This window comes from Curtobacterium pusillum (genome assembly GCF_007680845.1).
GTDB classification, from domain to species: domain Bacteria; phylum Actinomycetota; class Actinomycetes; order Actinomycetales; family Microbacteriaceae; genus Curtobacterium; species Curtobacterium pusillum_B.
Genome location: NZ_VEIY01000001.1, coordinates 749888 through 763113, shown reverse-complemented (window position 1 = coordinate 763113; position 13226 = coordinate 749888). Strand labels below are relative to the sequence as shown.

General features: G+C 72.5%; 10 protein-coding genes and 1 riboswitch. Of the genes, 3 read left to right on the top strand and 7 right to left on the bottom strand.

Annotated elements, in window-relative coordinates; genetic code table 11:
* Nucleotides 1–88: 88 nt before the first annotated feature.
* The 3 genes from FS825_RS03585 to FS825_RS03575 all read right to left on the bottom strand — a co-directional run bounded on the left by FS825_RS03585 (nucleotide 89) and on the right by FS825_RS03575 (nucleotide 2783).
* On the bottom strand, nucleotides 89–1636 hold the full coding sequence (locus FS825_RS03585) for an ABC transporter ATP-binding protein (RefSeq protein ID WP_144710910.1): 1548 nt from the start codon (nucleotides 1634–1636) through the stop codon (nucleotides 89–91).
* Nucleotides 1633–2271, bottom strand: a complete 639-nt coding sequence (locus FS825_RS03580; protein ID WP_144710908.1) for an ECF transporter S component — start codon at nucleotides 2269–2271, stop codon at nucleotides 1633–1635. The genes FS825_RS03585 and FS825_RS03580 overlap by 4 nt, the downstream gene beginning before the upstream one ends.
* A riboswitch (TPP riboswitch) is annotated at nucleotides 2267–2378 on the bottom strand. (Overlaps the previous gene by 5 nt.)
* An 81-nt stretch (nucleotides 2379–2459) precedes the next feature.
* Nucleotides 2460–2783, bottom strand: a complete 324-nt coding sequence (locus tag FS825_RS03575; RefSeq protein ID WP_144710906.1) for a hypothetical protein — start codon at nucleotides 2781–2783, stop codon at nucleotides 2460–2462.
* A gap of 127 nt (nucleotides 2784–2910) precedes the next feature.
* Here FS825_RS03575 and glgX point away from each other — a divergent pair, with 127 nt between their 5' ends.
* From glgX to treZ, 3 genes are read left to right on the top strand one after another with little or no spacing between them, the layout of a single operon-like run.
* On the top strand, nucleotides 2911–5145 hold the full coding sequence (glgX, locus tag FS825_RS03570; protein WP_144711261.1) for a glycogen debranching protein GlgX: 2235 nt from the start codon (nucleotides 2911–2913) through the stop codon (nucleotides 5143–5145).
* An 11-nt stretch (nucleotides 5146–5156) separates the two neighbouring features.
* Complete coding sequence (gene treY, locus FS825_RS03565; RefSeq protein ID WP_260980992.1) at nucleotides 5157–7634, top strand: malto-oligosyltrehalose synthase; 2478 nt, start codon at nucleotides 5157–5159, stop codon at nucleotides 7632–7634.
* Nucleotides 7631–9409 (top strand): malto-oligosyltrehalose trehalohydrolase, encoded by a 1779-nt coding sequence (gene treZ, locus FS825_RS03560; protein WP_144710902.1) that lies wholly within the window; start codon nucleotides 7631–7633, stop codon nucleotides 9407–9409. The genes treY and treZ overlap by 4 nt, the downstream gene beginning before the upstream one ends.
* 78 nt (nucleotides 9410–9487) lie before the next feature.
* Here treZ and FS825_RS03555 read toward each other — a convergent pair whose 3' ends face one another.
* From FS825_RS03555 to FS825_RS03540, 4 genes are all read right to left on the bottom strand, one after another.
* Nucleotides 9488–10282: a polyprenol monophosphomannose synthase gene (locus FS825_RS03555; protein WP_222126875.1), complete on the bottom strand. Its 795-nt coding sequence runs from the start codon at nucleotides 10280–10282 to the stop codon at nucleotides 9488–9490.
* 45 nt (nucleotides 10283–10327) lie between these two features.
* Nucleotides 10328–11077 (bottom strand): class F sortase, encoded by a 750-nt coding sequence (locus FS825_RS03550; protein ID WP_144710898.1) that lies wholly within the window; start codon nucleotides 11075–11077, stop codon nucleotides 10328–10330.
* Entirely contained in the window at nucleotides 11074–12237 is a 1164-nt protein-coding gene (locus tag FS825_RS03545; protein WP_144710896.1) for a family 8 glycosyl hydrolase, read from the bottom strand. The genes FS825_RS03550 and FS825_RS03545 overlap by 4 nt, the downstream gene beginning before the upstream one ends.
* Before the next feature lie 158 nt (nucleotides 12238–12395).
* On the bottom strand, nucleotides 12396–13208 hold the full coding sequence (locus tag FS825_RS03540; RefSeq protein ID WP_144710893.1) for a DUF4397 domain-containing protein: 813 nt from the start codon (nucleotides 13206–13208) through the stop codon (nucleotides 12396–12398).
* Between the last annotated feature and the right edge of the window lie 18 nt (nucleotides 13209–13226).

Below are 13226 nucleotides of genomic sequence, written 5' to 3'. Positions count from 1 at the left end.
CCGCGGATCCCCCCGGCGCGTGCGGGTGCGGTCGGTCGTCCTGGAGGCGCGGTTCGCCCCCGCGGTCCGGCTGCGGCCCTCGACGTGCTCACGATCGCACCTCCGCGGCCCGGCCCGGCGGGACGCGCGTCGCGCTCGCAGGACCGCGCGCATCCCCGACCGCCACCACCCCGTCGGCGCCGAGCACGGCCTCGTCCGCGTCGAGTGCGCGCACGAGGTCACGGTCGTGCGTCACCGCGACGATCGCGGTCCCGTTGTCGGCGAGCGTGCCGAGCCGGTCGACCACGGCCTGCCACGTGGCGCGGTCCTGCCCGGAGGTTGGTTCGTCGAGCACGACCACCGGCGGTCGGGAGGCGATCACCGCCCCGATCGCGAGCCGCCGCTGTTCTCCGCCGGACAGCGTGAAGGGGTTGGCGTCCGCGAGGTGTGCGAGCCCGAACGCGTCGAGCAGCTCGGCCACGCGGTCGTCGACGTCCGGCTGCCCGAGGGCGCGGGGTCCGACGGCGAGCTCCTCGCGGACGGTGCGGGCGACGAACTGGTGCTCGGGGTCCTGGAAGACCGTGCCGATCCGTGCGGCGAGTTGCCGGCTCGACCACGCGGCGGGTGCGTCCCCGGCACCGTCGGCCACGTCAGGAGTGGCGCGGAGTGTGCCCGCCGCGGGTCGGAGGAGTCCGGCGAGCGTGAGGCCGAGCGTGGACTTGCCGATGCCGTTCGGTCCCGTCACGGCGAGCACCCGGCCCGAGCGGACGTCGAGGTCGATGCCGCTCCCCACCCGCTGTCGCCGACCCCGGGCGGTCCCGAGCCCGCGCGCCTCGAGCAGCACCGCACCGTCCTCGTGTGCGGACCCACGGGAGGACCCGCGCGCCGGCTCCGCCCCGGGTACCCACACCCCGGCGGCGGTGAGCGCCGGACCGTGCGCAGCGAGCACGTCCGCGGGTGCCCCGTCGGCGACGACTCCCCCGCCCGGTTCGAGCAGGACGAGCCGGTCGACGAGGTCGAGCCACGTCCCGATCCGGTGCTCGACGACGAGCAGGGTGGCCCCGGTCGCGTCGAGGAGCGCTCGGACGGCGTCGTGCACCTGTGTCACACCGTCGGGGTCGAGGTTCGCGCACGGTTCGTCGAGCACGAGCGCCCCCGGCCGCATCGCGAGCACCCCGGCGAGCGCGAGCCGCTGCCGTTGCCCGCCGGAGAGCATCGTGGTGGACCGGTCGAGCGGGAGGTCGAGCCCGACCACGTCGAGCGCCGACCGGACCCGTTCCCAGGTCTCGGCCTGCGGCACGCCGGTGTTCTCGCACCCGAAGGCGACGTCGTCCCCGATGCGTGACATGACGGTGTGGGCCTCGGGGTCCTGCATGACGAGGCCGACGCGTCCGCGGACCGCGCCGGGGTCGGCGCCGTCGACGAGCACCGTTCCCTGCACGGCCGCGGCGGTGTCGTCGCTGGGATCGGGTTCGTCGGGCAGCACCGCGGCGACGGCGCGGAGGAGCGTGGATTTCCCCGCTCCCGACGGCCCGACGATCGCGACGCGCTCCCCCGGCTCGACGGTCAGGTCGACGCCGCGGACCGCCCAGGCGTCACGTTCCGCGTACCGCCACCCCCAGTCGGAGAAGGTGACCCGCGCGGCTCGGGCGGTCACGCGACGGCGCGGGTCCGGCGCCTGGAGTGTTCGCGTCCGACAGCGAACGAGGACAGCACCCCGGTGGTGGCGAGCGCTCGCACGAGCAGCCACGACCCGATGCCCGCGATCACGGCGCCGGACACGATCGCCGAGACGACGTAGACGACCTTGAACGCGGCGTCGAGTCCGGCGTACCAGAGGATGGTGTCGTTGAGACCGAGCGCGAGCCCGGCGGCGGCACCGGCGAGCACGACGACGGGGAGCCGGTAGGTGCGGTACAAGAAGAGCGCGAGCACGAGCTCGGCACCGAGGCCCTGCACGAGCCCGGCTTCGAGGGTCAGCCACCCCCACTGCGTGCCGAGGAGCGCCTCGACCGAGGCGGCGACCATCTCGGCGTAGAGGGCCGCTCCGGGCTTCCGGACGACGATCGCGACGACCGGACCGGCGAGCAGCCAGACCCCGCCGAAGAGCGCCTGCGTGCCCGGGAGGACGAGCGTGGCGGCGGCGCTGATCGGCTCGTAGCCGAACTCCCAGAGCTTGAACACGACACCGATCGCGACGGCGAGGACGCTGGCGACGACGATGTCGACGACCCGCCACCGCAGGGATCGCTTGGTGGTCGTGAGGACGGTGGACGACGGACTGGTGGACATGGTCCTGGACTCCTCCCTGCGCCGGCATGATCCGGATCAGGTTCGACGGTCGGAGCGCGACTCGCTCCCTCTCAGCCCGGCGTTCCCGGACTCCCGTGTGTGTGCCACCAGTGTAGACACGGTCGCGACCACATGACGGACTGGAGGCGCAGTGCCCGCTGGCACCGCGCCTCCCGTCCCGCGACGGGTCACTTCTTGAGGACGCGCACCAGTTTCCGCAGGACCGTCCCGGTCACCCAGATGACGGGGATGCTCACCGCGAGGAGCGAGATGAGGTTCGGTTCGAACTCGAGGTCGCGGCCTGGACGACGGACGTACGCGCCGACCGGGATGGAGGCCGCGCCCCCACCGCCGCCGCCGTTGTCGTCGCCGTCCCCGCCCCCACCGAAGCCGAACCACGCGATGGACACCGGGATGAGGGTCTGGTCGCCGACCTCGACCGGCTCGCCGTAGTTGGTGGACACGCCGACCGGGCGCACCTTGTCTGCGATCTGACTGACGATGTTGGTCATGCGCGCGAGGCTACTCGGCCGTTCCTCCACAGCCCGCGATCCGCGGCGACTGTCCGCTGCTGGGCCTTGTCTGCGGACGGGGGAGGTCAGCGTCGATATCGTGACGAGACCCACTTCTGGAGGACCATTGCACACCTGGCCCGGTAACCCGTACCCCCTCGGCGCGACCTACGACGGCAGCGGCACGAACTTCGCCCTGTTCAGCGAGGTCGCCGAGCGCGTCGATCTCTGCCTCTTCGACGACGACGGCAACGAGGAGTGCATCCCCTTCGTCGAGGTGGACGCCTACGTCTGGCACGCCTACCTGCCGAACGTCGGCCCCGGGCAGGAGTACGGCTTCCGTGTCCACGCCCCGTACGACCCCGAGAACGGCGTGCGCTCGAACCCGAACAAGCTCCTGCTCGACCCCTACGCGAAGGCGACGAGCGGTGAGATCGACTGGGACCAGTCGCTGTTCTCGTACACGTTCGGCGACCCCGACTCGACCAACGACGAGGACTCCGCGTCGCACATGATGAAGGGCGTCGTGATCAACCCGTTCTTCGACTGGCAGGGCGACCGCGCACCGCGGACGCCCTACGGCGAGACGGTGATCTACGAAGCCCACGTCAAGGGCCTCACCGAGACCCACCCCGACGTGCCGGAAGAGCAGCGCGGCACCTACGCCGGCGTCGCGCACCCGGCCGTCATCGAGCACCTCAAGCGCCTCGGCGTCACGACGCTCGAACTCATGCCGGTGCACCAGTTCGTCAACGACTCGACCCTGCAGGACAAGGGTCTGTCGAACTACTGGGGCTACAACACGATCGGCTTCTTCGCGCCGCACTCGTCGTACTCGTCCTCGGGCGACCAGGGCCAGCAGGTCCAGGAGTTCAAGACGATGGTGCGCGAGCTGCACCGCGCCGGCATCGAGGTCGTCCTCGACGTGGTCTACAACCACACCGCCGAGGGCAACCACATGGGCCCGACCCTGTCGTTCCGCGGCATCGACAACGCGGCCTACTACCGCCTCGTCGACGACGACAAGAAGTTCTACATGGACTACACCGGCACGGGCAACTCGCTCAACGTCGGGCACCCGCACTCGCTGCAGCTCATCATGGACTCGCTCCGCTACTGGGTGACCGAGATGCACGTCGACGGCTTCCGCTTCGACCTCGCGTCGGCGCTCGCCCGCGAGTTCTACGAGGTCGACCGGCTGTCGGCCTTCTTCGAGCTCGTCCAGCAGGACCCGATCGTGTCGCAGGTGAAGCTCATCGCCGAGCCGTGGGACGTCGGCCCCGGCGGCTACCAGGTCGGCAACTTCCCCCCGCAGTGGTCGGAGTGGAACGGCAAGTACCGCGACACGGTGCGTGACTTCTGGCGCGGGGAGGCCTCGACCCTCGGCGAGTTCGCGTCCCGGATCTCCGGCTCGGCCGACCTCTACGAGCACGACGGCCGGACGCCCAAGGCGAGCATCAACTTCATCACCGCGCACGACGGCTTCACGCTGTACGACCTCGTCGCCTACAACGAGAAGCACAACGAGGCGAACGGCGAGGACAACAACGACGGCGAGAGCCACAACCGTTCGTGGAACTCCGGCGCCGAAGGCCCCACCGACGACGACGCCGTGAACGCCCTGCGGCTCCAGCGCCGACGGAACTTCATCGCGACGCTGCTGCTCAGCCAGGGCGTGCCGATGATCGCGCACGGCGACGAGCTCGGCCGGTCACAGTCGGGCAACAACAACGTCTACGCGCAGGACTCCGAGCTGAGCTGGATCGACTGGGAGACCGCGGACGAAGACCTCATCCAGTTCACGGCCGACGTCGTGAAGCTCCGGCACGACCACCCGACGTTCCGCCGCACCCGGTACTTCAACGGGCGCCCGGTCCGCCGTGGCGAGGGCGAGCCGCTGCCGGACGTCGTCTGGCTGACCCCCGCCGGCGAGGCGATGGACCCCGAGGACTGGGACTCCGGCTTCGGCAAGAGCGTCGGCATGTACCTCAACGGCGAAGGGATCCGCGGGCGCGACTCCCGCGGCGAACGGGTCACGGACGTCGCGTTCATCACGTACTTCAACGCCCACGACGACACCGTGACGTTCACCCTGCCGCCCGAGGAGTACTCCCCGGGCTGGACCGTCCGCATCGACACGGCGGACCCCGGCGCCCGCGACGAGGTGCTCGAGGCAGGCACGCTGCTCGACGTGCCCGCCCGTTCGATGATCGTGCTCCGTGCCGAGCCCGACCACGAGGTCCGCGTGACCCCGGTGGACGCGAGCACCGCGGTGCCGTCGACGCCCGCCCCGCAGGACGCCGTCACGCCGGCGAACCCCGCCGGTGCGCCGGCCCCGTCCGCCACGGGCGGTGCACAGTGACCGACCGGCGCGTGCCGGCGTCCACCTACCGGCTCCAGGTCACGGCGGACTTCGACCTCCGCTCCGCACAGGACGTCGTCGACTACGTCCGGGACCTCGGCGCGGACTGGCTGTACCTCTCCCCGGTGCTGCAGGCCGAGCCGGGCTCACAGCACGGCTACGACGTCGTCGACCACTCCCACGTGGACACCGAGCGCGGCGGGGACGACGCTCTCCGCGCCCTGGCCGAGGCCGCGCACGCGGTCGGGCTCGGCGTGCTGGTCGACGTCGTGCCGAACCACGTCGGCGTCGCCACCCCCGCGGTCAACCCGTGGTGGTGGTCGCTGCTCGAGCACGGCCAGGGCTCACCTGTGGCCTGGGCGTTCGACGTCGACTGGGAAGCCGGCGACGGCAAGCTCCGCGTCCCGGTGCTCGACGACCGCCTGCTGGACGCGGTCGAACTGCGCGACGGTCGGCTGTACCTCGGCGACACCGCGTACCCGACGGCCGCCGGCACCGTGCAGGACGGCGACTCCGTCGCGGACGTCCACGCGCGGCAGCACTACGAGTTCGTGCACTGGAAGCGTGCCGACCACGAACTGAACTACCGGCGGTTCTTCGCCGTGAACACGCTCGCGGCGATCCGGGTCGAAGAACCGGAGGTCTTCGCGGCGTCGCACGACACGATCGGGGGCTGGTTCCGCGACGGGCTCGTCGACGGGCTCCGCATCGACCACCCGGACGGGCTGTACGACCCCGCCGGGTACCTGCAGGACCTCGCGGAGCTGACCGGCGGCGCGTACACCCTCGTCGAGAAGATCCTCGAACCCGGCGAAGCGCTGCCGTCCTCCTGGCCGGTGGACGGCACGACCGGCTACGACGCCCTCGGGGTGCTCGACCGGGTGTTCGTCGACCCGGCCGGCGAGGCACCGCTCACCGCCGCGTCCGGGGCCGAGCCGACCGACTGGCAGGAGCTCACGCACGGCACGCGTCGCGGGATCGCGGACGGCATCCTCGGCAGCGAGGTCGAGCGGCTCGCCCGGCTCCTCGGACCCGGCACGGCGACCGCCACGACGGCCCCGATCCCGCACGAGCGCATCGTCGACGCCGTCGCCGAGATCGTCGCGTCGTTCGACGTCTACCGGACCTACCTGCCGGAGGGGTCGCACCACCTCATCGACGCCCTCGAGCGTGCTGCCGAGGCACGTCCCGAGCTCGACGACGTCATCGACCGGATCGCCCCGGCACTCGTCGACCCGACGAACGCCGCCGCGATCCGCCTGCAGCAGACGAGCGGCATGGTGATGGCGAAGGGCGTGGAGGACACCGCGTTCTACCGCACCTCGCGGCTGACCTCGCTCAGCGAAGTCGGCGGCGACCCGAGCGTGTTCTCGGTCACCGTCGACGACTTCCACCAGGCGCAGCGCGACCGGCTCGGCAGCTGGCCGCACACCATGACCACCCTGACGACGCACGACACGAAGCGCAGCGAGGACACCCGTGCCCGCATCGCCGTGCTGGCCGAGCTCGGACACGAGTGGACCTCGGCCCTCGAACGGTTGCAGTCACTCGCGCCGCTGGAGGACGCCGTGCTCGCCGACCTCCTCTGGCAGGCGATCGTCGGGGCACGACCGGCCAGCCGGGAACGCCTGCACGCCTACGCCGAGAAGGCCTCCCGCGAAGCCGGGGACAGCACGACCTGGACCGCACCCGACGAGGACTTCGAACGCCGGATGCACGCGCTCGTCGACGCCGCGTTCGTCGACCCCGCGGTGGTCGCGGTGCTCGACGCCCTCGACGAACGGATCGACGCCGCCGGGTGGTCGAACGGCCTGGGCGTCAAGCTCGTGCAGCTCACCGCGCCGGGTGTGCCCGACGTGTACCAGGGCACCGAGTCCTGGGACCGCTCGCTCGTCGACCCCGACAACCGTCGGCCGGTGGACTACACCGAACGCCGGCACGTGCTCGCCTCGCTCGACGGCCCCGACGACGACGGGCCGGAAGACCTGCCGCCGATCGGGCTCGACGGCGCCGCGAAGCTCCTCGTCACGAGCCGGGCACTGCGGCTCCGGCGCGACCACCCCGAACTGTTCACGCGCTACCTCGCACTCGAGGCGACGGGCAGCGCCGCCGACCACGTGATCGCCTTCGACCGGGGCGGCGCGGTCACGATCGCGACCCGACTCCCGATCGGCCTCGACCGCGTGGGTGGCTGGGGCGACACCCTCGTGCACGCCGTCCCGCTCGACCGGGTGGACCTCCTCACCGGCCGGAGCGTCCCCGCTGGCCGGGGCATCGCGCTGGCCGAGCTCCTCACCGACTTCCCGGTGGCGCTGCTCGTCCCGGCGTCCGTCGCCGAGGCGACCGACCACGGCACCGAGGGAGCCGCTGCAACGGGGACGGGCACGGCGCCGGGGGCGGGGACGGACCCGGGCACCACGCTCGCCGGCACCTCGGCACCGGAGACCGACGCGCAGGCCGAGATCGACATCCTGGAGGGCCACGCATGACCGCACCCGACCGCTACGCCGTCTGGGCTCCGGTCCCGGAGCGCGTCCGCCTCGTCGTCGACGGGTCCGAGTACCCGCTGACCCGCGGCGACGACGACTGGTGGACGACCGACGCGATCGTGCCGGTCGTCGGCGCCCGCTACGGCTTCCGCATCGACGACGACGACGACGTGCGACCCGATCCGCGCAGCCGGTTCCAGCCCGAGGGGGTGCACGGGCCGAGCGAGGTGGTCGATCCCGCGCGGTTCTCGTGGACCGACGACGCCTGGACCGGGCGTCCGGCGCGCGGCGGTGTGATCTACGAGATGCACATCGGCACCTACACCCCGGAAGGCACGCTCGACGCCGCCGCCGCGAAGCTCGACCACCTGGTGGAGCTCGGGGTCGAGTTCGTCGAGCTGCTGCCTGTGAACGCCGTCAACGGTGTCTGGAACTGGGGCTACGACGGGGTCGCCTGGTACGCCGTGCACGCGCCGTACGGCGGACCGGACGCGTACGACCGCTTCGTCGACCGTGCCCACGCCCTCGGGCTCGGGGTCATCCAGGACGTCGTGTACAACCACCTCGGACCGAGCGGGAACTACCTGCCGCTCTACGGGCCGTACCTCCTGCAGGGGCTCGGCAACACGTGGGGCGACTCGGTGAACGTCGAGCACCCCGAGGTCCGCCGGTACGTCCTCGACAACGTCCGGATGTGGTTCCGGGACCACCACGTCGACGGGCTCCGGCTCGACGCGGTCCACGCCATCCGGGACACCACCCGGCCGCACGTGCTGCAGGCGATGGCGTCCGAGACGGACGCCTACTCGGCGTTCGTCGGGCGGCCGCTGTCGCTCATCGCCGAGTCGGACCTCAACGACCCGGTCATGTTCCGGCCGCAGGAAGCCTGGGGGTACGGCCTCGCCGGACAGTGGTCGGACGACTTCCACCACGCCGTCCACGTCGCGCTCACCGGCGAGACGAACGGCTACTACGCGGACTTCGCTCCGCTGTCGGCGCTGGCGAAGGTCCTCGAGCACGGCTTCTTCCACGACGGCACGTGGTCGTCGTTCCGCGGGAAGCGGCACGGACGACCGATCGACCGGGGCACCTCCCCCGCGACCGCGCTCGTCGTCGCGAACCAGAACCACGACCAGATCGGGAACCGCGCGACCGGGGACCGCCTCGCGGCGACCCTGACCGACGAGGGCCTGGTGATCGCGGCCGCCCTGACCCTGCTGGGTCCCTTCACGCCCATGCTGTTCATGGGCGAGGAGTTCGCCGCGTCCACGCCGTGGCAGTTCTTCACCTCGCACCCGGAGCCGGAGCTCGGCACGGCCACGGCCGAGGGTCGGATCGCGGAGTTCGCCGAACACGGCTGGGACGAGTCCGTGGTGCCGGACCCGCAGGACCCGTCGACGTTCACCAACTCGAAGCTCGTCTGGGCCGACGTCGACTCGAAGCGGGGGCAGACCATCCTCCGCGCCTACCGGGTGCTCGTGGCGCTGCGTCGGACCGACCAGGCGTTCGTCGACCACCGGTACGAGGCGAACGCGGTGCGCTTCAGCGAGGACGACCGGTGGCTCGTGCTGACGCGCGGGCTGCTCGGTCCGGACGCCCGGCCGGTGCACGTCGTGGTGAACCTCCGCGACGAACCGGCCGAGGTGCCCGTCCCCGGCGCGACGGGCGAGGAGCTCTACCGCTTCGGGGCCGTCGACGCGCAACCCGACACCGGCACGACCGAGGATCCGGGCGTCGTCCGGTTCGCGGGCCGGGGCGTCGTGGTCGTGCGCTGACCCGGACCGACCCGGTCACACGGCGGACGGGAGGCGCGGTGCCAGCCGGCACCGCGCCTCCCGTCCGTCGTCGGGCCGTCAGGCCGCGTGGTCGGCGACCGCGTGCGCGTTCGCGCGCACGGACGGCAGCCGGCGGTGGTCCTTCACGAGCGAGCGCCCTTCGCGCAGACGCCGGTCGATGCCCCACTTCGTGACGAGCGCCAGGCTCTCGCGCACGATGTTCCCGCTCATCTTCGAGACGCCGAACTCGCGCTCCGTGAACGTGATCGGTGTCTCGACGACGCGCAGTCCCGCCTCGAGCGCGCGCCAGCAGAGGTCCACCTGGAAGCAGTACCCCTTCGACGCGACGCCGGCGAGGTCGATCCGTTCGAACGCCCGCGAGGTGAACACCCGGAACCCGCCGGTCGCGTCCCGCACGGCGATGCCGAGCGCGAGGCGCGTGTAGAGGTTCCCGCCGCGGGAGAGCAGCTCCCGGTACCAGGGCCAGTTCTCCACGTCGCCGCCCTTGACCCAGCGGGACCCCAGGACGAGGTCGTTCGTGTCGGCGAGCTCGAGCATCCACGGCAGGTACTCCGGGTGGTGCGAGCCGTCCGCGTCCATCTCGACGAGCTTGTCGTAGCCGTGCTCGAGACCCCACGCGAACCCGGCCAGGTACGCGCCGCCGAGGCCGTCCTTGACGGTGCGGTGCATGACGTGGACGCGGTCGCTCTCGCGGGCGAGCTCATCGGCGATGTCGCCCGTGCCGTCCGGCGAGTTGTCGTCGACCACGAGGACGTGCACCGTGTCGTCGGTGGCTGCGAGGGTCCGTGCGACGATGGGTCGGACGTTCTCCGCCTCGTCGTAGGTCGGGATGATGACCAGGGTCGTGCTCATGCTGCTCCTTGCGCTTGACATCGAAGGTATCGGCCGGTCGCTGCGTCAGTCCGACGAGAGCTCTGCGAACACGATCAGATTGTCCGTGTAGTGCCCTGTGGCCGTGTCGAACGTGCCGTCGCACGTGATGAGGCGCAGCTCCGGAGTGGGTGCGGGGCCGTAGACGTCGCTCGTGGGGAAGGCCGACTTCGCGGCCCGCTCCGACCGGTCCACGGTGAAGGTGCGGGTGGTGCCGTCGGACATCGCCACGTGGATCTGGTCCCCGGGGACGAGTTCGTCGAGGCGGAAGAACACGGCCGCGGTGGTCGGGCTGTCGACGTGTCCGGCGATCACGGCGGGGCCGACCTCACCGGGCACGATGCCGTCGCTGAACCAGCCGGCGCTGTTCCAGTCCTTCGGCGGGTCGAGCTCGCCGGCGGACCCGCGGTGGAGGTCCTCGAGCGAGGACGAGACCCCGATCGCCGGGATCGTCACACGGACCGGGGTGGCGTCCGACCGCGCTGCCGGGACCGCGGGGTCCTGGAACCCGCCGGCGCTGTTCCGGCCGGCCGCCGCACTCGCCGACGACGATGCGCTCGACGACGCGCTCGGGGTGCTCGACGTGCCGGGACTCCCGGCGGCGGACGGCCGGTCGGGTCCGTTCGTCGCCGCGACCGCGACCCCGGTGACACCGCCCACGACGAGGACCACGGCCACGACCGTGCCGGCGACGAGCCCCCGTCGTGCCCGGAGCCGCTCGCCGAGACCCGGCCGTCGCGCCGCGCGTCGCCCGCGGACGGTCCGACCCCCGCTCACGATGCCCCTCCGCCCGCGGTGGCGCACCCGCCGAGGACGTCGGACGTCAGCATCGTCGCCCCGAGCGCCGCCCACGCGTCGCCGTAGTACGTCGGTGTCGTCGCGGCCGTGCGGTCCGCGCGTCGGAGGTCGGTGGCCGCCGCCGAGGTCGCCCCCGACGCGTGCTCCGCTGCCGCCCGCGCGACGTACGCCAGGGCGCTGGTGTCCCCGGTCACGGCCGTCCCGCCGAGGTCGAGCTGGGCCGCCAGCTGCGTCTGCCGCCGGAGCGTCGGCGCGATCGAGCCCGCGAGCGCCCGGTCCGGAGCGGAGCACGCCTCGGCGTACCGCACGGGCATCCGCATCGCGTCGTACCCGTACAGCACGCGGCTGTCCCCGCCCGTGGCCGGCATCGGGTCGACGCTCCCGTCGGCGTGCACCTGCGACCAGTCGCTCGGCAGGTCGGACTCGTCGAGGACCGCGCTGGTCACCGCCCGCGAACCGCGCGACAGCGCCGTCCAGCGGTCGTCGCCGGTCGCGGTGGCCAGCACCTCGAACGCCGCCGGCGACGCGTACGAGGCGTCGTACCGGTACGGCTCGGAGTCCGCCCACGGCCCGGGCAGCAGGATCGTGCCGAGGTCCGTCGTCGCGGTCTCGTGCTCGAGGATCGCCGACGCCAGGGTCTTCCCCGCCGTCGTGTAGCGGGACTCGCCCCACGACGAGCCGGCCAGCACGAGGGCCCGCGCGGCATCGAGGTCCGCGTCGCTCGCGGACTGCCCGTCGGCGACCCCGCCGTCCGGCGTCCAGCGCCAGGCGAGCAGGTCGTCGTCGGTGACCAGGTGCCGCTCGGTCCACGACCAGATCGCGTCGAAGCGCTTCCGGTCGCCGTTCGCGTAGGCGATGAGCAGCCCGTAGGCCTGGCCCTCGCTGACGGTGTCGCCGCCCTGGTCCGTGCGGACCACGCGGCCGTCCCGGACGTACCGGTCGAGGAAGTCGGTCCGCAGCTGCTCCGGGGATCGTGCCGCGTCGGGTGCGGTGGTCGAGGTGGGCGTCGAGGTCGGGTCCGACGCCGCTCCGGCGTCGGTCGTGCGGTCGCCCCACGGTCGTACCGCGACGAGCGCGATGCCGACCGCGACGAGCACCGCCGCGGCGGCGGTCACGGGGATCCAGGTCCTGCGGGTCATGCGGCCTGCCTTCCTGGGCGGGTGGGATGGGGGTCGGACGGGAGGCTGGGCCCACGCCGCCGGTTCCTGTCCGACGCGCCAGCGGCGGACAGGCCGTGCCGGTGGGGAGGATCACGTGGGCGCGTCGGCTCGGGTGATCCGCGCCTCCAGTCCGGGTGTCAGCTGAACAGCGCGCGGAGGGCGCGGATGAACGCGTGGTCCGCCTGCGTCCGCGCGTCGGCCGCGCCGCCGCCGCCGGTCTGCACCCCGCCGGTCGGGGTGGCGGCCGTGGCGGCCGCGTCCGTGACCGGCACGACCGTCAGGTCGCCCTTGCTGTCGTCGAGCACGAACAGGGTCGAGACGGTGTTGCTCTTGAGGTCGACGATCGCGGAGCCCCGCTGGCCGCCCCCGGAGATGTTGAGCGCCCAGGTGCCGGCGTCCACGGTGGCGTACTTCGTGGCCGAGCCGTAGGCGGCGTCCTCGGCGATGGCCGTGCCCTCGGAGGTCCGCACGTCGACCGTCTTCGCACTCGTCGCGGCCTGCACGAGTCGGAGCTTCGCCTTGCCGTCGCCCGGCTGCTGCAGGTCGTCGGTGAATGCCTTCGTCTTGAGGTCGGCGTTCTTGCCGTAGGCGACGACGGTCCGGGCGTCGCCCTTCACCACGGACACGTCGGTCGAGATGACCGGCGTGGAGTCCGGCGCGTTCGCCGCGCGCATCGAGAGGACGTACGTGCCGACCGGGAGCTTGCGGTACGGGCTGACCTGGCCGTAGGCGACCCCGTTCAGGGCGAACACAGTCTTGCCGCCGGACAGGCTCGAGAGCTGCACGTCGACGTCCTTGGTGTCCGGCGAGAGGTGCCCGACGCGGAGCCACCCGTCGCTCGTGGCGGCGGAGGTGGCGGCGGTCGCTGCCTGCGGGGCGAGGCCGACGGCTGCGGCGACGAGCGTCGCGGCGATGGCGCCGACGACGAGGGTACGACGAGGTGCTGACATGGTGGTGCTCCTTCGGGT

What these genes read in the sequence shown, in the direction of transcription:
- FS825_RS03555 (WP_222126875.1), bottom strand. Translation starts at nt 10,282, where the DNA reads ATGAGCACGACCCTGGTCATCATCCCGACCTACGACGAGGCGGAGAAC.
- FS825_RS03575 (WP_144710906.1), bottom strand. Translation starts at nt 2,783, where the DNA reads ATGACCAACATCGTCAGTCAGATCGCAGACAAGGTGCGCCCGGTCGGC.
- FS825_RS03545 (WP_144710896.1), bottom strand. Translation starts at nt 12,237, where the DNA reads ATGACCCGCAGGACCTGGATCCCCGTGACCGCCGCCGCGGCGGTGCTC.
- FS825_RS03580 (WP_144710908.1), bottom strand. Translation starts at nt 2,271, where the DNA reads ATGTCCACCAGTCCGTCGTCCACCGTCCTCACGACCACCAAGCGATCC.
- treZ (WP_144710902.1), top strand. Translation starts at nt 7,631, where the DNA reads ATGACCGCACCCGACCGCTACGCCGTCTGGGCTCCGGTCCCGGAGCGC.
- FS825_RS03540 (WP_144710893.1), bottom strand. Translation starts at nt 13,208, where the DNA reads ATGTCAGCACCTCGTCGTACCCTCGTCGTCGGCGCCATCGCCGCGACG.